Source organism: Salinimicrobium soli, assembly GCF_048323655.1.
GTDB classification, from domain to species: domain Bacteria; phylum Bacteroidota; class Bacteroidia; order Flavobacteriales; family Flavobacteriaceae; genus Salinimicrobium; species Salinimicrobium soli.
The window spans coordinates 1143082-1164009 of the sequence record NZ_JBLUWW010000001.1 but is presented as its reverse complement, the minus strand read 5'-3'; the positions used below and the strand labels follow the sequence as shown (position 1 = coordinate 1164009).

Genomic DNA, 20928 nt, shown 5'->3' with positions numbered 1-20928 from the left:
ATTAACGTCTTGCGAATTCCTTCCTGCGGCTTGTCATGTAGATCGCATACACGATGCTGATAACAGCCTTTATCAAAAAGTAATTTACCCATTGGCCATTAGCCCATTCATCTTCATAAATGGCTGCAAAATTACCGGCTACTATTTCTCTGAAGTGGGAGATAATTAAGGAGATCCCCACGAAAATGACGAAAAAAACAAACGCCAGCTGAAATACTTTTACCCAGAATTCAGGGTTTTTGAAATTGTCAAATATGCGCATTACTGTAATTTTTCATTGTTCTTATGCCTGTCTTTATCTCTTTTTGATTTGAGATCCAGTTTTTTATCAAAGGCCTCCTGCAGATTTATGCCTGTTTGATTTGCGAGGCACAGTACCACAAAGACCACGTCTGCCAGTTCCTCACCTAGATCTTTTGCCTTATCGCTCTCCTTTTCACTTTGCTCTCCATAGCGGCGGGCTATAATGCGGGCAACCTCTCCTACCTCTTCGGTAAGTTGAGCCATGTTTGTAAGTTCATTGAAGTACCGCACTCCGTGCTCCTGTATCCATTCATCGACTGCTTTTTGAGCGTCCTGTATGTTCATAATGCTCTTTTTAGCAAAACTACTTTTTCATTTTCTTTTTCCACGCGTTGATCGAAGAATTTTTGCAATGCCGTATACTGATCTTGCGGAATAAAAGGCTCCTGTATTGAAAAAGAAACCCGCAGCCTGATATTCCCGTTAACTTGATTAATAATGTATTTAAATTCTCCCGATTCGCCAAAAGTGATTAAACCGGATTCCGGCATATAACTTATTTCATAACCTTCAGGCAAGGCAATATTAAAAGAATAAGAAGTTTCAAAAGGATAGCTGAAGTTGACAGGAAACTGCCTGACCTCCTCAAAAAATGGCGATCTCAGCAGCGCCAGGAAATTCATGGGAGAAAAGTAAATGGAGTTTTCCACTTTATCGAATGCATTTTTTCTAACAAAATGGAAGCTTTCGTCTACCGGTTTTTCTATTTCCTCTAAATTATTCACTTCGAGTCCGGTAACTTCGTCCAACCCAAATTCCTTCAATAAAGACTGCTCATAAGCATTCGCCCCTTCAAATTTCTTTCGGAATTTCATAGCTTCCAATAAGGAAAAACGGCGCCTTAATTGTCCTTCAATACTGCCATCCTCTTTAAGTTCGTAATTCACAATTACATCTTCCCTGGATGGTTCACGGCTCAACAACTCCACTTCACGGGAGTATCCATTCTCTTCCACCATGCGTCCTACCCAATTGTAGACCCGCTCGGGAAGCATTCCAGGATTACTCCATTTTTCAGTAGCGTCCAGTAAAATGATCTCATCATCGAAGCGCACTCCCGCAATTACATAGTTGAAACCTTCAATAGTAGGAAATATTGGTTTTCCATGGCTTCGGGTACTAAGGAGTACAGGATTAGCCTTTAATCCACATTCCCTCAAGAGCAGGATTAAAGTAAGATTAATATCAGCGACGTTTCCCGTTCTGGACTTGTATGTTTTTTCGAGATCCTGTTCAGCATACTTTGATAATTTCCCGTTCCAGGTGTAACCATTCTTTACAAACCCGAAAGCCAAATCCATTCGTTCTCTCAGGCTTTTTGCACTGTCAGAGATCCTGGCAACTTCCTCCTTTAAAAACCTGCCATCCTTTAGTTGGCCTCCAAAGTCTTCAAATTCAAAAATAGCCTTGGCTACTTCGCCCCAACTACTAGAATATTTTTTCTTAGGCAGGTTTGGGAAAGCGGTTGATTGCAGTTCATAAATGATCGAATAGCGGTAGTTTTCGATATTATCCACGTATGGTTCCGGTTGAAGGGAAGGAATATCCTTCACTTCGAATTCAGTCACTACTTCTTTCAGGCTTAAGGTTCCTCCTTTAGAAGTTTCCAAAATTCTCCCATAAGAATCCTTGTCTTTCCAGGAAACATACATCTTTCGGTTCTCAATGTACTCCCGGGGCTCGATCTTAAAAAAGCCCTTTTTGACCACCTTGAACTGAAAGAATTGCGGCACCAGGATCTTTGCAAAATAATGACGTACCGGGATTTCCTGCTGCATAACGAGGTCATCGATCTTCCAGAATGGGGAGGTCACTTTATACTCCCACTCTACAATCGAACCTACTGAGACCTTCGGCATTGTAAAAGTGTACTGCAACCGGTTTTCGGTTAGTTGATTTTCAAAGATCCAGTCGTTTTCCAGGGATTCCCTTTGCAATTTTCCACCTATCAGGTTGTAGGTGTTTCCTTTGATCCTGGTGACCTTTTCTTTTTTATTACCGTCTAAATAGACATCTATTTTCTTAGTCGCGGCTTCCAGACCTTTTTGTTCTGTGATCTTTACCCGTTCATAATATTCGGTAACCAGGTACCAGCCTGTGTTCTCATCGTATTCAAAATGTGTCTCCCTTCCTTTGAACAGCACTACGGCACCTGCTGCCTTTTCTTCTTCAGACATTTTCTCCTGGAGATCTTTCTTTTTGACATCCCCAAATTTTTCTGTTTGGGACCATGCAATGGAACTATAGACCATGAAGCACCAAAAAAGCAATTTTTTCACCTTATTGTATTTATAAAGGGAAACAGGGATCTGTCTCCCATATTTGTTTTTAAATAGCTGATAAAACAATGTTCTCAGACTGCTTTTCAAGTATCTGAGAGTAAAAACTCTTCAGGTACTCGTAATGTTGAGGGCTGAATACGGTCGTGTTCAATTCAAGTATAGAATCTATCCGTAGAAAATTTCCATTCTGTTTCACTAAAAACTTAAAATTTCCCGCACCTTCATTCATCTCCACAATAATACTTTCGGGAAGTGACTCTACCTGATAGCCCTGTGGGATCATAATATTCACTGTATTGTTTTTCACCATGGGGAAATCAAAAAATACCGGATACTTTCGCTCATCTTCCTTGAAAGGATTCTCATCCAGGGCCTGGAATAATAATGGTTTCAAGTAGATCTTACCGTTGATATGATCTACCGCCTGCTCCATCTCAAATTCATAGATCTCCCTGATGTCCTTCCCTACTTCCTCAACGTTGTGCTTTTCTAACCCATTGATCGTTACATTTCCCAGTTTTTTCCCTAACTCCTCAAGGTAACTTTCATCATTAACAGCTGCATACTTGTCTCTGTAGCTCTTGGCAAAGAGGCCATTTAAGTTGTGAATTGATTTTCCTTTAAGCACCAAATTTTCATCAAGAGTATAATTCAGCATTGTTTGATCTTCGGAAGCGTTTTTAGGCATTAAGTTTATCCACGAAGAGGCGCCGTTCTCCTGCACAATTCTACCCTGCCAGTTTCTCACTCTCCACGGAAGTTCTCCGGGAGCTGATGTTTTTTCTGTGGCGTCTAAAAGTATCCACTGGTCATTTGGCATCTGTACTGAAGAAATCACATAGTTAAAACCTTCGCGGGTTGGAAATAAAGGTATTCCATGATCACGGGTACTGGCGAGCACAGGATAAGCTTTAAGTCCGGCAGACTTCAGCATTCCGGTAAGTAACAGGTTAATATCCCCTGTATTGCCTTCACCGTCTTTCCAGGCTCTTCTTCCGCCGTCATTTGCCATATAGCCGGTCCTGCCATTCCATTTGATCTTTTCCTTTACGAAATTATAGATGAGATTGACCTTTTCTTCAGGGGAAGTAACCCCGCTTAGAAGTTCCTCCAGTTCATCATCGTAAAAACTCCTGTTCAACTCACGTGAGAAGCCGTGATCATAAATGTTTTTGGTTACATCTTCCCAGGTGGAAGTCCAGCTCTTAACAAGGGAATTAGGAAACTTTGTGTACTGCAGCTCCCATTTCAGGTAAGCAAGATAATTCTGGAGGTAGTCCACATATTCCTCCTTTTTTAATGCGGGAATATTGTCTGCCTTGACCTCATATTGATTTTCGGTAAATTCAATATTCGAGGTGCCAATTGTTATCCTTCCGTGCCCCTTTGATTGGTCAATAGGAAACTGTAGAGGAGATTTCAGGTTGACATGAATTTTAAACATCAGGTATTCCGGAATACGGATCATTGTTTCCAGCCTGTTTACCGGAATCATATACTGCAACGGCACCACATCGATATTATAAAAGAACGGAGACTGAATTCTGTAGCGGTATTCTATAACACTACCTTCAGTAACCGCCGGCATCGTTAACTTGGTCTTTTCAAAATTCTCATTTACTTCTTCTTCAAAAATGCCATTATCGGAAAGTTTGTCTTTTTCCAGTTTTCCATTTTTGATGTTATAGGTATAAGCTTTCAAATTTGACACCCTCTCGCGATCTCCTCCGTCTCTGTAAAGAGAAATTTCCTTCGTGGCATATGAGAAGCCATCTTTATTGTAGATCTTTATTCTTTCATGAACATCTGTAAAAAGAATAAATCCGGAATTTTCCCTATACTCATACCAGGTCTTTTGTTCCCGGTACAAAATGGCCGCATCTGCATCCTTGTCCAAAGGATGTGATTCTTCCAGCACTTCTTCCTTAGATACTTTCCCGAATTTGTAGTCCTGCGCCTGTACTCCCGCAATGAATACAAAGAGAAAAAAGGCTGAATAAATTATTTTGGTCATAGTATTATGGTTGGTTGGTTTTTGAGATTACTGCTTTTTGATTGCTCAGGGAATTCAGGGAATTCATAAAACTTTGGAATTCCTCGTACGATTCAGCCGGCCACAGACCTTCGTTGAGCTGATATTTTCTAACTACTTCAAGAACATTCTTTTCCCCCGGCTTAAGCTCATTCTGAATTTCAAAACTTCCAAACCTGTTCTCGATAAGGACATTCTCCGGAACCGATTCTGCAACAAATCCTTCAGGAAGTATGTATTGAAAAGTGTCTATATAAGTACGTCCTCTGGAAATTTCAATCGGGAAATTACGTTTCTCCTTGTGAGGCAGACGATAGGTCTTAAGAGGCAAAAAATTGAGTGGAAGCAGCAGAATATTCCCTGCTTTAGATGACAATTTTTGTCCGGAAAGCTGAAGTTCTTCAGTGAATTCTTTTTGGTCTTTATCATTGTAATAGGTCACCTTTTCCACGTCCAGACCCTTAAGATGCCCCCAATTCTTTTTGTAGTACAGCACCTGATCTTTTTCAGAAATTGTATTGATACCATAAATATCTCCATAGGTGGTGCCGCGGCTCTTTCGCTGCACTACGGCCTTAAAGGCTCCATCCTCCAGTAACTGGATTTCACTTGATGTTTCCCGCACGTTATCAGTGGCGGTATAAGAAGGAGTCTTTACCAGTTCTCCCCCTTCAGGTTTTATCAGGAGCACATTACGGTCATCGGTAAAGTCACCCAGATAATTAAAGGGATGAGTCTGGCTGGTGCATTCCAACCAAATATCCTCTCCTTCTTCCTGCGGAATATTAAGGATCACATGATTACCTTCCATAGAGGCAAAATCGGTATCCATGCTTTTTTTCTCTTCTCCCGCCGAAACAACAGTATAATAAGATTCTATTCCCTGTGAAGCGAGCAGGGTACGGGTATAATTGGTAAGTGCTTTACAGTCTCCGTATTTCAGTTCATCCACATCGGCCGCCGGCATGGGTGACCAGCCTCCAATTCCCAGCTGCACACTAATATACCTCGAGTTTTCCTGCATATATTCATAGATGATCCTGGCTTTGTCAATATCACTTTCGGCAGTCGCAGTAAGTTTATTGATTCGTGTAATGGTACTTTCTGGAAGCGGATCATTTGCTGTCAAAAGATTATTGAATTGCCATTCCCCAAGCTCTTTCCAGTTTCTTGCCCTACCCTTTACTCCGGCAAGGGAAAATTCATTGAGGGCTATTTGAACAAGAGGTGTAAAATCCTCGAGGTCGGGACTCAGTTCTTCGTAATCGTAGGCGGGTAGCTTACTAAGCTCATAGTTCAATTCGAATTCGGTGGAATCTTTTTCGATCTTCATTCCCTCAAAATTCTCTTCCTTGTATCTGAAAGGGATCTTTGCCAGGTTTTTAAAGGAGAAATTGGCTTCTTCCACACTTATATGGTAACCGGGCACGGGATCCCAATCCCTCACAAATGCTGTATTATCAGTTACAACTTCACTCTCAAAAACGATGGTATATGGATATTCCTGCGGGGTATACTCGAGATAGCTCAACCTGTCATCGGAATACAGATCATTTGAACTCACCAAACTGCGATCGTCAAAATCCCGCTGCTTGTATTTGCGAACTTGTTGTCCTAATCCATCATAAATAAAGGCTTTCTGTTCTTTGATCTTGATATTGTCGCTATAGGCATTTCCTACAAAACCATACCTGTCCCCGCGTTCATTGAGAACCGTAACAACTGTTTTAGTAAGAATGCGCATCTTATCGATGGCTTCAATACGAACTTCCTTGTACGAATATCGCACAACGGCATTAGCATTGTCCAAAAGAGGATCATCTATTAAAAGGGCAGCATAAGAAATCTCCTGGGCCGAGAGTAGGGAGGTAAGGAGCCCGAGGAGAACGAAGGAGAGGAATTTCCGCATCGTTCAAAAAGAAAAGTTAATGCAGACAAGATATACATTTTAACAATTTTTAACACTCTTTTTCGCACAAAATTTGAAAAAAATGTAATCTTTTTGAAAAACAGAAATTATTCCCGGTTTTTTGAATCCATAATTATGGTCACGGGCCCATCATTCAGCAGGGCTACTTTCATATCAGCTCCAAATTCGCCGGTACGGACCGGCTTTCCCAAGTCGGCTTCCATGGACTTTACGAACTGCTCATATAGCGGGATCGCTACGTCAGGTTTTGCAGCCTTAATATAACTGGGACGGTTCCCTTTTTTCGTACTGGCGTGAAGTGTGAACTGGCTTACCACGATCACATCGCCCTCAACATCAATAACAGAAAGGTTCATAACATCATTCTCGTCATTGAAGATCCTCATTTTAAGGATCTTTCCGCAGAGCCAATCTATATCCTCCCGGGAGTCTTCGTTTTCTATACCTAACAGCACTAAAAGACCCTTACCTATAGCTGCATTCACATGGCTATCGATAGTTACCGAAGCTTCTGAAACTCTTTGTATAACTGCTCTCATTCGCGGTCGTAGTTTTCCATTCGGTACTGCTGATCATCCTCCCCCTTCATGATCTGCAGGTAACTTTTATAACGCGACCAGGGGATCTCTCCGGCCTCCAAAGCCTCCTTGACAGCACACTTGGGCTCTTCGAGGTGCAGGCAGTTATAGAATTTACAGTCCTGTTTGCGGGCAAAGAATTCCGGAAAATAATCTCCCAATTCCTCTTTTTCGATATCCACTACTCCAAAACCTTTGATACCGGGTGTATCAATGATTCGGGCGCCAATTCCCAGGTCAAACATTTCGGCAAAGGTAGTAGTGTGCTGCCCCTGCCGGTGTTGTTCAGAAATGTGCATGGTCTTGAGGTCCAGACTGGGCTCAATGGCATTGATAAGGGTAGATTTCCCGGTACCGCTGTGTCCGGAGATCATGCTCGTCTTCCCTTTCATCATCTCCTTTACTTTCTCAATATTCTTACCTGTTTTGGCAGATATGCCAAGACATTCATACCCTATACTTCGGTACATGGCCGCAAGATATTTCACCTCTGTGAGCTCATCGTCGTTATAGGTATCTATTTTATTGAAAAGAAGAATCGCTTTAATATCATAGGCTTCCGCAGTGACCAGGAAGCGGTCTATAAAAGTGGTAAAAGTAGGCGGATTGTTGAGCGTGATGAATAAAAACGCCTGGTCCACATTCGCCGCAATAATATGGGTTTGCTTTGACAGGTTAACAGACTTTCGAATAATGTAATTTTCGCGATCCTTTATTTTAGTGATCACCCCCTGTTTATTTTCTTCGGAACTATCTTCAGGCTTAAACTCCACCCTATCGCCAACAGCTACGGGATTAGTGCTTTTGATCCCTTTGATACGGAATTTCCCTTTTATCCTGCACTGGTAAAACTCACCTGCATCTGTTTTGACAAGATACCAGCTACCGGTAGACTTATATACTAAACCTTCAATCATTTTTCTATTAACTTCCTTTTTCCGTATTCAAATCTTTAGGATTATTTCTTTATCCGAAGAGCCTGAACAAAATTAAGCTTAAATTTTTCAATAGCCTTTTTAAGCATAAAAAAACCCATGAGCTCCATGGGTTTTTCTAGTTATTGTTTCATTATGGTTTCCTGATGATTGATGGATTCCTGGTGAATGGCTTTAAAAATTCGCAAAATAAATTCTTCACTCAAGCCATTCTGCTCTCCCTCAAGGATCATTTTTCCCAGGATCTCATTCCATCGCTGATTCTGGAGAATAGCAACATTCTGGGATTTTTTAGCGCGCCCTATCTCATCTGCGATCTTCATTCTTCGGGAAAGTACTTCCAGCAACTGCGTATCAGCAATGTCGATCATAGCACGAAGGCCATTCAGTTTTGTCTGGAACTCCTGACTTTCTGAGACCTCCTTTCTTATTTTAAGATCTTTCATGTGCTGGACCAGTGTTGCCGGCGTGATCTGCTGGTTTGCATCACTCCAGGCATTGTCAGGATCAAAATGGGTTTCAACCATAAGTCCGTCATAATTGAGGTCCAGGGCAGTTTGGCAAAGGTCAAATATTGAGGTACGGTTTCCTGCAATGTGAGACGGATCTAAAATCAGCGGAAGGTCCGGGAATTTTGCCTGCAGGTCGATGGGAATCTGCCATTCCGGATTATTCCTGTATTTGGTCTTTTCATACGTGGAGAATCCGCGGTGGATCACTCCAAGGTTTTTGACATCACAGGAATAAAATCGCTCCACCGCTCCAAGCCACAAGGCCAGATCGGGATTCACCGGGTTCTTCACCAGTACCACTTTATCGGTTCCTTTTAGAGCTTCGGCTATTTCCTGAATAATGAAAGGAGAAACTGTTGTTCTCGCCCCTATCCACAAAATATCTATGTCGTGCTTTAAAGCCAGGTCAACATGATTAGGGTTCGCCACTTCGGTAGTGGTGAGCATTCCTGTTTCCTCTTTTGCCTTTTGAAGCCACTTTAAACCGAGAGCTCCAACTCCTTCAAAATTTCCGGGTCGGGTTCTTGGTTTCCAGATCCCGGCGCGCAATACTGTAGCATCGGTATCTTTTAACTGGTGCGCTACTTTCAACACCTGCTCTTCGGTCTCTGCACTGCAGGGCCCGGCTATTACTAATGGATGATCCAGCCCGAGAGCATCCAACCAGTTTCTCAGTTCTTTCTTATTCTCCATTATATGATCACTTAATTCCGTTCAAAATTGTTTTAATATGATTTGTTCTTTCCATTTCCAGGAAAACCTCCTTAAAATCTTCATTTCTTATGAGGTCCCTGAATGTAGTAAGATTGGCAATATATTCTTCAAGGATCTCCAGAATATTCTCCTTGTTCTGCTGAAATATTGGAGTCCACATGGCAGGAGAACTTTTTGCCAGCCGTACCGTGGAAGCGAATCCACTTCCCGCAAGGTCAAAAATATCCTTTTCATTTTCCTCTTTTTGAAGCACCGTTTTCCCCAGCATAAAGGAGCTGATGTGCGACAGGTGAGAAACATACGCGATATGACGGTCGTGAGATACCGGGTCCATATACCTGATGCGCATGCCTAATTTTTGAAAGATCTCCAATGCCCTTTCCTGAAGTTTGAATGCCGTTTTCTCCACTTCACAGATGATCATGGTCTTATTGCGGAAAAGATCTTCTACTACGGCAGTTGGCCCCGAAAACTCGGTACCGGCGATGGGATGTGCCGCAAGGAAATTCCTCCGGTTTTGATGTCCTGATATAGCTTCGCATAAACCTGCTTTAGTTGAACCGGCGTCAAACACAAGGGTATTGGCACCTGCATGATCCAGCACCTTCACGGCCACTTTTTTAGCAACATCAACCGGAACAGCTAAGATCACCACATCTGCCTGTGCTACTTCTTCCAACTTTTCGGCATGGTCAATTATCCTGAGTTCCTGTGCCTTCTCAAGGTGCTCTTCATTCAGGTCGCTTCCGGCGATCTCCACTTCGGGAAACACCTTCCTCAATCCTACAGCAAAGGACCCCCCAATTAAACCTGTACCTACGATATGTATTTTCATGCTGTCAATCGTTTACGGGCTTTAATGATATTTTCTTCAGAAGCACAGAGGGAAAATCTGATATACCCTTCGCCCTGGCTTCCAAAGATGAATCCCGGAGCCGCAAAAATATGATACTGCTTTAAAAGATGGTCTACAAAAGCTTCCGAAGTAGTTCCTACAGGCACCCTGCACCAAAGGAACATGCCGGTTTGATCTTCAGTATAATGACACCCCAGGGCGTTGGCCAGTTTAACAAGCTCCTCTTTTCTTTGCAGGTAGACCTTGTTCTGCTCCTTAAACCACTCCCGCGGAAGCCTCAACGCCATTGCGGCCCCCGCCTGCAGTGGAAAGAACATGCCGCTATCCATGTTGGTCTTTACTTTAAGCACAGAATTGATATTTTTCTCACTGCCGCAAAGCATCCCAATTCGCCAGCCAGACATATTAAAACTTTTGCTGAGGGAATTCAATTCCAGTACTCCCTCCATTCCTTCGGAATGTTTTAAGATACTTTCGGGTTCTTCGTTCAAAATAAAACTATAGGGATTGTCATTTACGATAAGAATATGGTGCTTTTTTCCGAAGGCTTTAAGCTCTCTGAACAGATCTTCTTTACCTGCAGCTCCTGTTGGCATGTGAGGGTAATTTACCCACATAAGTTTTACCCTGCTAAGATCTTTCTTCTCCAATTCCTCCAGGTTTGGCAACCACCCGTTTTTTTCGCTAAGATCATACAATACGGCACTGGCGCCCACTAATTTACTTACGGCAGCATACGTAGGGTATCCGGGATTGGGAATAAGCACCTCATCTCCTTCATTTAGAAAAGCCATAGAAATGTGGGTGATCCCTTCCTTACTTCCCATTAGAGGTAATATCTCGGTTTCAGAATTTAGCTTTACTCCGTAGAAGTTTTGATAGAATTCTGCTATTGCCTGCCTGAAGTCGGTAGTCCCGCGATAGGGCTGGTATTGATGAGCAACCGGGTTGAGCAGCGCCTGTTGCAGCGCGGTCATAACCTGTGGCGGTGGCGGGAGATCTGGACTACCCACTCCTAAATTGATAATAGGCTTACCGGATTCCTCCAGCGCCCTTACTTCCTTCAACTTTGTTGAGAAATAGTATTCTTCAACATGATCCAATCTATTGGCCTGTACGATCATGACAATCCGTTTTTATAAATTCCCAATACTTTTAATTCTTCCGTTAAGCCTGTAAGTACTTCCAATACCTTTTGGAACTCTTCTTCTTCGTTGAACAATACATCAATAAAAAATGCATATTTCCACGGCACATCGATAACCGGAACACTCTGGATCTTGGTCATATCAAGATCAAAATCCCTCATAATGTTCAGAATACTCACCAGGCTTCCTCTTTTATTCTCCAAAACAAGTTTTAAGGAAGCCTTATTCGCGCCCGAAACAGGTGTGGTATCTTTAGATGATAGTACCAGGAAACGGGTGGAATTACTTTTCATAGTCTGAATTCCTTCCTGCAGGATCTCCAGCCCATAAATTGATGCCACTGCCTTGCTGGCAACAGCTGCAACTTTTTTTAAATTCTGCTGCCTGATCCGCTTGGCAACTTCGGCAGTATCTGTGTCTTCAATAAGTTGCATTTTAGGATAATCCTTAAAAAAGGTCTGGCATTGTAAGAGGGCCATTGGGTGGGAGCAAACCTTCTTAATATCGGTGATCTTTTGCCCCGGCAGCACCATCAGATTCATATAAATAGGAATATAATGCTCCCCCGTAATTTGGAGGTTGTGCTCATCGATCAGGGCGTAGTTGGGAAGTATGGTACCTGCCGTGGAATTTTCAATAGCCATCACTGCACCACTTGCCCTGTTGGCCAACAAGCTATCGGCCACTTCTCTAAAGGACCGGCATTCGTCAACCAGCACTTCCTGTCCAAAATATTCCCGGGCCACCTGGTGGTGAAAGGAGCCTTCTATTCCCTGTATGGCGATCTTTTCTCTCATTTTATGGTAAAAAAAAATCCCGATGCTTACATCGGGATTTCGGTTATAATATTGACTTAATTATACGGCACTCCCGATCCTATCTCTGTTATAGAAATAAAAATAATACCAGGCGTTCCAGATAAATAAGTTGTTCATTCTCATTCTTGTGAAAAGCTAATGTAGCATATATATTTTCAGAAAACGATAATTTTTTCTGAAAAATTCACGAGAACGATTTCGCGGATCTCGGTATACCTCCTTTATACTCTCAAAAATTTCTCCCCTTAAAAAAGTTTAATTTACTTTTGAAAAAAACCCGCTATGTCTATCGAGGTACAAAAGATCAGTAAATTCTACGGAGAACAAAAAGCTTTGGACGAGGTTTCCTTTTCAGTCAAAAAAGGGGAAATAGTAGGCTTTCTTGGCCCGAATGGCGCCGGAAAATCTACTCTGATGAAGATACTCACCGGTTATTTAAAACCTTCTTCGGGCACTGCGAGCGTCAATGGATTTCCGCTTGAAACTGATCTCCTGCAGGCACAGAAAAGCACCGGCTACCTGCCGGAGCATAATTCCCTGTACACCGAAATGTATGTAAGGGAATACCTGGCCTTCAACGCATCTATTTATAAGGTGCCTAAAAGCCGCATCGAGGAGGTAATTCATAAGACCGGACTTACTCCCGAGGCCAATAAAAAGATTGGCCAGCTTTCCAAAGGGTATCGCCAAAGGGTGGGCCTTGCAAATGCTTTGCTTCATGATCCGGAAGTTTTGATCCTGGATGAGCCTACTACCGGGTTGGATCCGAATCAGCTCGTGGAGATCCGTGAGCTCATCAGGCAGACGGGAAAAGAAAAGACCATCTTCCTCTCCACACATATCATGAGCGAAGTGGAAGCGCTGTGCGAGCGGGTGATCATCATCAACAAGGGAAAGATCGTAGCCGACAAAAAACTGGCCGAGTTGCGGGAAGAGCAGGTACAGATCATTGAAGTGGAATTCGATTATCGTATTGAAGAAGTAGCCCTGCAGCGTTTACCGCACCTGCTGGATATTAAAAATCCCGTGGGATTTGTGTATGAACTGGTATTCGAGACCAAAGAAGATATGCGGCCGGCGGTCTTCGATTTCGCGCACGATCACGGATTGAAGACCCTGCAACTGAACCGAAAGAACAAGAACCTGGAAAACCTGTTCTCAGAATTGACTTTGGAAAAATAACCTGACATGCAAAGATTCCGGAACCTTGCAGGTCTATTTTTCTTCTCCTACAAGTTAATCGATGTTAGAATCCCTTGTTCTCGATACGATCCTGATTATCATCAGGATCACTCAAACTGACGGGTGTAGGTCTTGTCAGGAATCGTAAACGACAAGGTCGACAAGACCTTGCAGGTTATTTAAAATACAACTTCCCGGTATAGAAACTTTCAACCTGTACTACAGGTGGCCGGTTGATCGAGATCACATCTCCCGTACTTCGAATTTCCCCTTTTAGGACTTGCTGCGGATTCACAATTACCTTGTTGGTTCCCCGGTGTTGCAATTCCACCGTTTCGGCAATTAATTCGCCGGCTTCTACCCTGCCGTCTCCGGCTGCGATAAAAATGTTCAGGTTATCTGTCTTTCCCGATAGGAAGAAATTCGAAAAATCATCTCCCGTGATGCGGATGTTTTCAGAAATGAGATTCAGTTTAAAATCTCCATTTGTATACACTCCTTTTACTTCTTCCTGGTTTAAGCTGCGCAGCCAGATGTTTGGAAAATGCAGTTCTCCCACACTTTCAATAATAGTATTTCCGGCGTTTTGCAGCCAGGTAAGATTTGGAATCGTGACATAAACATTGGTGAGATTGTAGTCCCTGAAAAAGTTGCAGGAATTGTCATTTTTGAGGTACAGGCGATTGTCTTTTACTTCGGCAGTAATATCGCTCATCAGGTTCTTTCCGGTCTCGATCACTACCTTCTGCGTGTCACCCTGTTCAATAAAGAGATTGATGCGGTCATAAACTATGATCTCTTCAAAAGTGGAAAGCGCTACTTCTTTCTGAATAATTTCTCCGGAAGCCTGGAAACACTCCGGAGCATTTTCGGTATCACAGGAAGAAAACAGGAAGCACAACAGCAGTAAACTGCTGCTCAAAATCACTTCGGAAAGTCCTCTCATTTTTCTCATTTTACAACCTGTATCCTATTGAAAATTCCACGGCTTCGGCATTGGCTCCATGAGAGCGCACCGTAACCGATCCAAAAAGGTCTTTATAAATAGGCCTCTGCAGCCCAATTCTGCTGTACACCCGGTCTGCATAATGCTCATAGGGATAGTAAACGTAGTACCCCAGCTGCGTGATGAGGCTGATCTTTCGGAAGGTCAACTGGTGCCCTACAAATACTCCGGCTCTTCTTGAATCTTCCTCGCCCGTGGTTTCCCCGAACGGAAAAGCAACCGACTGATAATAGATGTATTCTTCCATAGCCCGTGACCAGAAAAATTCTGCTCCCGCAAGTAGGGTGCTTTTGTGGTTCAAAGCTTTATCAGCGTAAGCCGAAAGTGTCAAAAAAGGGAATTTCTTTGAACCTATGATCCCTATGGTATTCACCCCGCTACGCACCACGAGGTTATAACGGAAAGGTGCCGCAAATGGCTCTTTTGAATCCTTCGGAATATATTCCATCTCTGTCTCGTGGTCAAAAATATAATTGATCCCCACGTTTGCAGCAATGGTATTGGTACTGCTGTTGGGCGATTTGAAATCGGCATTGGAATAGTGCACCATAGTAAGACCCATTTGCATCCCGAGACCGCCCCAAAGTTTTTCAAACTGAAGGTTTCCCGAAAACAGGGTTGAGCTCAATATGCGGGAACCGTAGGCATTGTTGCGGTAGTTATCATCTGGATCGTAGGGATTGGTGGTCACTGCCAGCCCTTGCCCTACTTTTATCAGCAAATGCCTTTTCAGGAAATAGAAACCAAGGTGGGCATAGAGTCCGAAATTTTCACCTAAATATGGATTTTTGAGGTCCTGGTAAGAAAACGAAAATCCCACATCGGGATAGTTATAACGGCGTTCCCACGCCTCCATACCATAGGTCCTTCGGTTGAAGTGCAGCAAAAGTCCTTCAGGATGATCTGTAATGAGATGAGAAATATTCGGGTTGTGTTCTGTTATATATCCGTAGAAATAGTTCACCTCCACAGAGTAATGCTTCGCCTTTTGGGCAAATGCTAAATTTCCGCACAGGAGGCACAGGCACAACAGAAGTTTTCTCATAGGGGGCTCAAAAATGCCTTTTTTAGGCAGGTACGGTTGAACCGTTCAGGACAACTTCGGTAGTGATCTCAGCAGTCTTTTCCAGCATTTTGGCCACAGAACAGTATTTTTCGAGAGACAGGTCAACCGCTCTTTTCGCTTTATTTTCAGGAATATCTCCATCAATAAAGATCTTCAAATGAATCTGCCTGAAGACATTCGGGATCTCCCCGTCAACCCTCATCCCTTCTACTTCCATTTCAAGCCTGGTCATTTCCAACTGTTGCTTTTTCAGGATCATGACTATATCGATCCCACTGCAGCCGGCGATTCCCATTAGCAATAGTTCCATGGGGCTGGCACCCTGCGGATTCGGTTCGCTCTTGTTGTCAAGATATACCTTGTCACCTCTTTCATTGGTGGTTTCAAAGTGATAATTATCGTTCAGTCTTTTAAGATGGATCTTCATGAGTAAAATTTTCAGCTAATTTAAACAAAATCGCCAGCAAAGCCTATTCCCGGCGGAAGCATAAAAATTTCCAAAAAGCAGCAGATTTGTTCCAATTTTTATACATTTGCTCCTGTTTACTCAGGGAAAGATTTGACTGATTGCAACCCTTATAAAATGCTAAAGCAGTGAAAACTCCTCTAGCGCTTCCATGTCAAATTTCTTTCTGAAATTAATTTAAATTTTAGAAGCAATGCCATATTTATTTACTTCAGAAAGTGTTTCTGAAGGTCACCCCGATAAAGTCGCAGACCAAATAAGCGATACCCTTTTAGACAATTTTTTAGCTTTCGATCCTGAATCAAAAGTAGCCTGTGAAACCCTGGTTACTACCGGGCAGGTTGTATTGGCCGGAGAGGTGAAGAGCGATACTTACCTCGATGTGCAAACTATAGCCCGTGATGTGATCAACGATATTGGGTACACCAAAGGGGCCTACAAGTTTAGCGGTGACTCCTGCGGAGTTATTTCTTTGATCCACGAACAGTCCCAGGACATCAACCAGGGAGTGGACCGTGGAAATAAGGAAGAGCAGGGGGCCGGCGACCAGGGAATGATGTTCGGGTACGCAACAAAAGAAACCGAAAATTATATGCCACTCGCGCTGGATATCTCACATAAGATCCTGATCGAGCTGGCGAAACTGCGCCGGGAAGAAAAAGAGATCACTTACCTTAGGCCAGATTCCAAGAGCCAGGTAACTATTGAGTACAGCGATGACAACGTACCTCAACGCATTGTATCCATTGTAGTCTCTACCCAGCACGATGATTTTGATTCTGATGATCAAAAAATGCTGGCCAGGATCAAAAAAGATATTATTGAGATCCTGATCCCTAGAGTGAAATCACAACTTCCGGAATATGTTCAGAATCTTTTCAATGATGATATTGAATATCACATCAACCCAACAGGTAAGTTCGTGATCGGCGGACCTCACGGAGACACCGGCCTTACCGGAAGAAAGATCATTGTGGATACCTACGGCGGAAAAGGAGCTCACGGCGGTGGCGCTTTTTCAGGAAAAGATCCGAGTAAGGTGGACCGATCTGCGGCTTATGCTGCACGTCACATTGCTAAGAACCTGGTGGCTGCCGGTGTAGCAGACGAAGTTTTGGTGCAGGTTTCCTATGCCATTGGGGTAGTAAAACCTACCTCTTTGTTGATCGAGACTTACAATTCCAAACACGTGGATATCACTAATGGTGAGATCGCTAAAAAGGTGTTCGAGATCTTTGACATGCGCCCAGCCGCTATTGAAGAGAGACTCGGCCTTAGAAATCCGATCTACCGCGAAACCTCGGCTTACGGGCACTTCGGAAAAGAACCCCGTACAGAAAGAAAGGTATTCAAAAGCCCATACAATGGAGAAGTAACTCATGAAGTAGAACTCTTCACCTGGGAAAAACTTGACAAAGTTGACGAGATAAAAAAAGCTTTCGGACTGGAATAATCGTAAATAATAACATTGAAAAAGCGCCTTTTTGAGGCGCTTTTTTTATTTCAGGTTTTCTCAGAAATTACTCAGAGAATGATTTGAACCTGCAGCAGCTTCAAGGAGAATAGGTATGCTTTCAGAAAGCTTTAACAAGCTTCCTCTTCTTTAATACCTATTTTTAGGAAACTTCAAAAACCTCATTCTATGTCTCTCTTCGGAAAAGTCAAAAGTACCATTGGTCTTTTAAAGAACATCGACCTGGACCAGCTGGCAAAGATCAATGAACAAATAGACCTTTCTGAAGCTATGGCGGCTTTGGGCAATCTCGATGAGCGGCAATTAAAAGGTCTTATGAAGATGCTTAAGACCAAGCGCCGAAAAGGCCAGCACGACCTGCCACCCATTGACGGCGATTTCTATAACCTTGACCTTAAACTCAATGAAGAGCAGCGGGAGCTGCAGCTCAAAGTGCGCAATTTCATGGAAGATGAAGTGCGGCCGTTGATCAATGATCACTGGAACCGGGCTAAATTTCCTTTTGAGGTCATTGAAGGCTTCAAAAAATTAAATATTGTGGGAGTGCCTTATGAAGGCTACGGCTGTCCAAACCTGCCTTTTTTGATGGAAGGGATCATAGCCCAGGAAATCGCCCGGGTCGATGTTTCCATCTCCACTTTTTTCGGAGTCCACAGCGGACTGGCCATGGGCTCGATCTATCTCTGCGGAAGTGAAGAACAGAAGCAGGAATGGCTTCCGAAGATGCAGAGACTGGAAAAAATTGGTGCCTTCGGCCTAACCGAACCGAATGTGGGAAGCGGGGTAGCCGGCGGACTCGAAACTACCTGCAAGTTCGACGGAGAGAACTGGGTGATCAACGGTCAAAAAAAGTGGATCGGGAATGCCACTTTTGCCGATGTGGTCATCATCTGGGCAAGGGATGAAGACAGCAATCAGGTGAAAGGATTCCTTGTTCGGAAGGAGAATCCGGGTTTTAAAGCCGAAAAGATGAAAGATAAAATGGCTCTGCGAATCGTGCAGAACGCCCTTATCACGCTTACCGATTGCAAAGTGCCGGAAAGTGACCGCCTGCAAAATGCCAATTCCTTTAAAGACACTGCCAATGTGTTGCGAATGACCCGTGCCGGAGTCGCCTGGCAGGCAGTAGGCTGTTCACGCGGCGCTTACGAAAGCGCACTCAAGTACACCAAAAAGCGGGAACAGTTTGGCCGACCTATCGCGTCTTATCAATTAATACAGAACCACCTGGTAGAGATGATCTCCAACCTTACCTCCATGCAAACGCTTTGCTTCCGCCTTTCGGAATTACAGGATCAGGATCTGCTCACCGACGAACACGCCTCCCTGGCAAAAGTCTATTGTAGTATGAGGATGCGGGATGTAGTGAGCCGTGCCCGTGAAGTCATGGGTGGTAATGGAATTTTACTGGAATACGATGTGGCCAGGTTCGTCGCCGATGCCGAAGCTATCTACAGCTATGAAGGCACCAAGGAGATCAACACCCTCATTGTAGGAAGGGCGATCACCGGGTATAGCGCATTCGTGAGTTAAGCAAGAAGCGGTTTGTAATCAGTGGACCCTGAAACCTGGAATTTGGAATTTGGAATTTGGAATTTGGAATTTGGAATTTGGAATGTTATAATAAAATTACAATAATGTCTCTTTTGATCATTTGCCCCGGAAAAGATCCGGAAGTTTGGAAAAAAGCCCTGCAGGAATATGATCCTGAAATTGAGGTGGAGGTATTTCCGGAGGTAAAAAAACCGGAAGCTGTAGAAATGGCCCTTTCCTGGAACCATCCTACGGGGAACTTTAAGTCTTACCCCAACCTACGGGTAGTCGCCTCTATGGGTGCAGGTATCGACCATATTTTTCATGATCCGCAACTGCCGAAGCAGGTACAGGTGACCCGGGTGGTTGATGAGAAACTCACTGAAGACATGAGTAATTTTGTCCTGGCCCTAGCACTGGATCACATCAGGGAGATCTCGTATCATCACTCCAATAATGGCTGGGATAAAAAAATGTACCGGCGACCTGAAGAAACCCGCATCGGGATCATGGGCCTCGGCGTCCTGGGAATGGCAGTAGCTGAAAAATTGAAAATGAACGGCTTTCCTGTTTCGGGTTGGGCTGCCGGGCCTAAGAAAATGGTGGCTGTAAATACCTTTTTTGGGGAGGAACAATTGGATGATTTCCTTGCAGAGGTTAACGTGCTGGTGTGTTTGTTGCCTCTCACTCCTGAAACTGAGAACATCCTCAACAAATCTCTTTTTCAAAAACTCCCGAAAGATGCGTACCTTATTAACGTCGCCCGCGGAAAGCACCTGGTTGAGAATGACCTCTTGGAAATGATAGATAATGGGCATCTTAGCGGAGCGAGCCTGGACGTTTTCAGGCAGGAACCGTTACCAAAGGAGCATCCATTCTGGAAGCATCCCAAAATACAGGTCACCCCCCATAATGCCAGTATAACCAGCCCCCGTTCGGTGGTGCCGCAGATAGCGGATAATTATCACCGCCTGAAAAAGGGAGATCCGTTAACCAATCTGGTTTCCCGCCAAAAAGGATATTAAAACAAAGCATCATGGAACCAATAAAGAACATTTTAGTAGCAGTAGATTTCAACGATGCCGTAGGAGAGCTTTTGGGTTATGCGGAAGGTTTGGCAGAAAAATTTGAGGCTAAGGTCTGGGTGGTCCATGTGGCCGAACCCGATCCCGATTTTGTCGGGTATGAACCGGGGCCACAATATATCAGGGACTACAGGGCAGAAGATCTTAGGGAAGAACACAGGAATCTTCAAAATATCACCCGCACCTTCCTGGGAGAGGATATTGACAAAGAAGCCTTGCTAATTCAGGGTTCCACCGTGAAGACAGTACTGGAAGAAGCCAAGAAATTGAAATGTGACCTTCTCATAGTCGGCACACACAAACATAGTTTTCTTCACAACCTGCTAAGGGAAAGTGTGTCCCTGGAGCTGATCCAAAAGGCGAACATACCTATGCTTGCAATCCCTATTGACGAGAAATAAAAAACTAAATGGACGCTGTTAGAAGCGGTAAAAAAAGTTGACCCCCGCAGCCGGTAAAATAAATCCGGTGAAGTCAAGGTCAAAATCAAAAAAGGAAGGTTCCCTTTCCTTTTTCACCGTTTCTTTATCAGAAAGGATCACGAGAAGTCCTCCTTCAACAGCAATTCCAAACTTAGGCGAAATATTGAACTCTCTACCTACCCGGGGGACTAACAGGAAGGAAGTCTGCCGCTCCCACTCATTTTCTGCCAATAAATAAGTCACGCCTGTCTTGAGAAACCATGGCCGCAGGGAAGTGTATTCAGAACTTCCGCCAAAGTGATAATAAAAATCTCCCGAGAGAGCGAAGTTGTCTTCACTGGTTCCCGGGTATGTGCCCACGGCGACCCCTAACTGTTTTTGCCCAAATTGAACCCTCAGGCCCACGTTGATCAACTCAGGCAAACCCATCCCGGCGGTGACATTAAAATCCTGGGCTCCGGACTTAGCAGGAAAAAAGAACGCCAACAGAAGAAGGGTTCCAAAAAAGAGGTTTTTCATACAGAATACTTTTAGCCGACAAGTTTGGTGGTACGGCATCACCGGGGAAATCTTCATCCTAAATTAG

Annotated in this window: 20 protein-coding genes; 5 read left to right on the top strand and 15 right to left on the bottom strand. The window is 43.7% G+C overall.

From position 1 onward, the window contains the following. Window position 1 precedes the first annotated feature (1 nt). The 11 genes from ACNORC_RS05335 to ACNORC_RS05285 all read right to left on the bottom strand — a co-directional run bounded on the left by ACNORC_RS05335 (window position 2) and on the right by ACNORC_RS05285 (window position 12087). On the bottom strand, window positions 2-262 hold the full coding sequence (locus ACNORC_RS05335; RefSeq protein ID WP_418334564.1) for a hypothetical protein: 261 nt from the start codon (window positions 260-262) through the stop codon (window positions 2-4). Continuing rightward, window positions 262-588 (bottom strand): nucleotide pyrophosphohydrolase, encoded by a 327-nt coding sequence (locus tag ACNORC_RS05330; RefSeq protein WP_418334563.1) that lies wholly within the window; start codon window positions 586-588, stop codon window positions 262-264. Before ACNORC_RS05330 ends, ACNORC_RS05335 begins: the two co-directional genes overlap by 1 nt. Beyond that, a complete protein-coding gene (locus tag ACNORC_RS05325; RefSeq protein WP_418334562.1) occupies window positions 585-2582 on the bottom strand; it encodes a DUF3858 domain-containing protein in 1998 nt (665 codons plus the stop codon). Before ACNORC_RS05325 ends, ACNORC_RS05330 begins: the two co-directional genes overlap by 4 nt. A gap of 49 nt (window positions 2583-2631) precedes the next feature. After that, window positions 2632-4599 carry a DUF3858 domain-containing protein gene (locus ACNORC_RS05320; protein WP_418334561.1) on the bottom strand — a complete coding sequence of 656 codons (1968 nt, stop codon included), beginning with the start codon at window positions 4597-4599 and terminating at the stop codon, window positions 2632-2634. A 4-nt stretch (window positions 4600-4603) separates the two neighbouring features. Continuing rightward, complete coding sequence (locus ACNORC_RS05315) at window positions 4604-6526, bottom strand: DUF3858 domain-containing protein (RefSeq protein ID WP_418334560.1); 1923 nt, start codon at window positions 6524-6526, stop codon at window positions 4604-4606. Between the two features lie 107 nt (window positions 6527-6633). Then, the gene (gene dtd, locus ACNORC_RS05310; RefSeq protein WP_418334559.1) at window positions 6634-7086 is read right to left on the bottom strand and encodes a D-aminoacyl-tRNA deacylase; all 453 of its coding nucleotides are present in this window, start codon (window positions 7084-7086) and stop codon (window positions 6634-6636) included. Next, the gene (gene rsgA, locus ACNORC_RS05305; RefSeq protein ID WP_418334638.1) at window positions 7083-8039 is read right to left on the bottom strand and encodes a ribosome small subunit-dependent GTPase A; all 957 of its coding nucleotides are present in this window, start codon (window positions 8037-8039) and stop codon (window positions 7083-7085) included. The genes dtd and rsgA overlap by 4 nt, the downstream gene beginning before the upstream one ends. A 143-nt stretch (window positions 8040-8182) precedes the next feature. Beyond that, entirely contained in the window at window positions 8183-9265 is a 1083-nt protein-coding gene (locus ACNORC_RS05300) for a chorismate mutase (protein WP_418334558.1), read from the bottom strand. Between the two features lie 7 nt (window positions 9266-9272). Then, window positions 9273-10121: a prephenate dehydrogenase gene (locus ACNORC_RS05295; protein WP_418334557.1), complete on the bottom strand. Its 849-nt coding sequence runs from the start codon at window positions 10119-10121 to the stop codon at window positions 9273-9275. Then, entirely contained in the window at window positions 10118-11266 is a 1149-nt protein-coding gene (locus ACNORC_RS05290) for a pyridoxal phosphate-dependent aminotransferase (RefSeq protein ID WP_418334556.1), read from the bottom strand. The genes ACNORC_RS05295 and ACNORC_RS05290 overlap by 4 nt, the downstream gene beginning before the upstream one ends. Next, window positions 11263-12087 (bottom strand): prephenate dehydratase, encoded by an 825-nt coding sequence (locus tag ACNORC_RS05285; RefSeq protein ID WP_418334555.1) that lies wholly within the window; start codon window positions 12085-12087, stop codon window positions 11263-11265. Before ACNORC_RS05285 ends, ACNORC_RS05290 begins: the two co-directional genes overlap by 4 nt. 303 nt (window positions 12088-12390) lie before the next feature. Here ACNORC_RS05285 and gldA point away from each other — a divergent pair, with 303 nt between their 5' ends. After that, entirely contained in the window at window positions 12391-13290 is a 900-nt protein-coding gene (gene gldA / locus ACNORC_RS05280) for a gliding motility-associated ABC transporter ATP-binding subunit GldA (protein WP_418334554.1), read from the top strand. A 175-nt stretch (window positions 13291-13465) separates the two neighbouring features. Here gldA and ACNORC_RS05275 read toward each other — a convergent pair whose 3' ends face one another. Genes ACNORC_RS05275 through ACNORC_RS05265 form a run of 3 tightly spaced genes read right to left on the bottom strand, consistent with a single transcriptional unit; the run spans window position 13466 to window position 15789 of the window. Further along, on the bottom strand, window positions 13466-14236 hold the full coding sequence (locus ACNORC_RS05275) for a head GIN domain-containing protein (protein WP_418334553.1): 771 nt from the start codon (window positions 14234-14236) through the stop codon (window positions 13466-13468). 10 nt (window positions 14237-14246) lie between these two features. Then, window positions 14247-15341, bottom strand: a complete 1095-nt coding sequence (locus ACNORC_RS05270; RefSeq protein WP_418334552.1) for an acyloxyacyl hydrolase — start codon at window positions 15339-15341, stop codon at window positions 14247-14249. 22 nt (window positions 15342-15363) lie between these two features. Next, complete coding sequence (locus tag ACNORC_RS05265) at window positions 15364-15789, bottom strand: OsmC family protein (RefSeq protein ID WP_418334550.1); 426 nt, start codon at window positions 15787-15789, stop codon at window positions 15364-15366. 232 nt (window positions 15790-16021) lie between these two features. On the opposite strand from ACNORC_RS05265, the gene metK reads away from it, so the two are divergent. The 4 genes from metK to ACNORC_RS05245 all read left to right on the top strand — a co-directional run bounded on the left by metK (window position 16022) and on the right by ACNORC_RS05245 (window position 20321). Further along, on the top strand, window positions 16022-17281 hold the full coding sequence (gene metK, locus ACNORC_RS05260) for a methionine adenosyltransferase (protein ID WP_418334549.1): 1260 nt from the start codon (window positions 16022-16024) through the stop codon (window positions 17279-17281). Between the two features lie 189 nt (window positions 17282-17470). Then, the gene (locus tag ACNORC_RS05255; RefSeq protein WP_418334548.1) at window positions 17471-18835 is read left to right on the top strand and encodes an acyl-CoA dehydrogenase family protein; all 1365 of its coding nucleotides are present in this window, start codon (window positions 17471-17473) and stop codon (window positions 18833-18835) included. Between the two features lie 104 nt (window positions 18836-18939). Next, window positions 18940-19860: a 2-hydroxyacid dehydrogenase gene (locus ACNORC_RS05250; protein WP_418334547.1), complete on the top strand. Its 921-nt coding sequence runs from the start codon at window positions 18940-18942 to the stop codon at window positions 19858-19860. 11 nt (window positions 19861-19871) lie between these two features. Continuing rightward, complete coding sequence (locus ACNORC_RS05245; protein ID WP_418334545.1) at window positions 19872-20321, top strand: universal stress protein; 450 nt, start codon at window positions 19872-19874, stop codon at window positions 20319-20321. Window positions 20322-20339: 18 nt separating this feature from the next. On the opposite strand, the gene ACNORC_RS05240 is transcribed toward ACNORC_RS05245, so the two are convergent. Next, the gene (locus tag ACNORC_RS05240) at window positions 20340-20861 is read right to left on the bottom strand and encodes a hypothetical protein (protein WP_418334544.1); all 522 of its coding nucleotides are present in this window, start codon (window positions 20859-20861) and stop codon (window positions 20340-20342) included. Window positions 20862-20928 lie beyond the last annotated feature (67 nt).

What these genes read in the sequence shown, in the direction of transcription:
- ACNORC_RS05250 (WP_418334547.1), top strand. Translation starts at nt 18,940, where the DNA reads ATGTCTCTTTTGATCATTTGCCCCGGAAAAGATCCGGAAGTTTGGAAA.
- ACNORC_RS05240 (WP_418334544.1), bottom strand. Translation starts at nt 20,861, where the DNA reads ATGAAAAACCTCTTTTTTGGAACCCTTCTTCTGTTGGCGTTCTTTTTT.
- ACNORC_RS05290 (WP_418334556.1), bottom strand. Translation starts at nt 11,266, where the DNA reads ATGATCGTACAGGCCAATAGATTGGATCATGTTGAAGAATACTATTTC.
- metK (WP_418334549.1), top strand. Translation starts at nt 16,022, where the DNA reads ATGCCATATTTATTTACTTCAGAAAGTGTTTCTGAAGGTCACCCCGAT.
- ACNORC_RS05300 (WP_418334558.1), bottom strand. Translation starts at nt 9,265, where the DNA reads ATGGAGAATAAGAAAGAACTGAGAAACTGGTTGGATGCTCTCGGGCTG.
- ACNORC_RS05315 (WP_418334560.1), bottom strand. Translation starts at nt 6,526, where the DNA reads ATGCGGAAATTCCTCTCCTTCGTTCTCCTCGGGCTCCTTACCTCCCTA.
- ACNORC_RS05285 (WP_418334555.1), bottom strand. Translation starts at nt 12,087, where the DNA reads ATGAGAGAAAAGATCGCCATACAGGGAATAGAAGGCTCCTTTCACCAC.
- ACNORC_RS05275 (WP_418334553.1), bottom strand. Translation starts at nt 14,236, where the DNA reads ATGAGAGGACTTTCCGAAGTGATTTTGAGCAGCAGTTTACTGCTGTTG.
- ACNORC_RS05245 (WP_418334545.1), top strand. Translation starts at nt 19,872, where the DNA reads ATGGAACCAATAAAGAACATTTTAGTAGCAGTAGATTTCAACGATGCC.
- ACNORC_RS05335 (WP_418334564.1), bottom strand. Translation starts at nt 262, where the DNA reads ATGCGCATATTTGACAATTTCAAAAACCCTGAATTCTGGGTAAAAGTA.
- ACNORC_RS05270 (WP_418334552.1), bottom strand. Translation starts at nt 15,341, where the DNA reads ATGAGAAAACTTCTGTTGTGCCTGTGCCTCCTGTGCGGAAATTTAGCA.
- dtd (WP_418334559.1), bottom strand. Translation starts at nt 7,086, where the DNA reads ATGAGAGCAGTTATACAAAGAGTTTCAGAAGCTTCGGTAACTATCGAT.
- gldA (WP_418334554.1), top strand. Translation starts at nt 12,391, where the DNA reads ATGTCTATCGAGGTACAAAAGATCAGTAAATTCTACGGAGAACAAAAA.
- ACNORC_RS05295 (WP_418334557.1), bottom strand. Translation starts at nt 10,121, where the DNA reads ATGAAAATACATATCGTAGGTACAGGTTTAATTGGGGGGTCCTTTGCT.
- ACNORC_RS05330 (WP_418334563.1), bottom strand. Translation starts at nt 588, where the DNA reads ATGAACATACAGGACGCTCAAAAAGCAGTCGATGAATGGATACAGGAG.
- ACNORC_RS05265 (WP_418334550.1), bottom strand. Translation starts at nt 15,789, where the DNA reads ATGAAGATCCATCTTAAAAGACTGAACGATAATTATCACTTTGAAACC.
- ACNORC_RS05320 (WP_418334561.1), bottom strand. Translation starts at nt 4,599, where the DNA reads ATGACCAAAATAATTTATTCAGCCTTTTTTCTCTTTGTATTCATTGCG.
- ACNORC_RS05255 (WP_418334548.1), top strand. Translation starts at nt 17,471, where the DNA reads ATGTCTCTCTTCGGAAAAGTCAAAAGTACCATTGGTCTTTTAAAGAAC.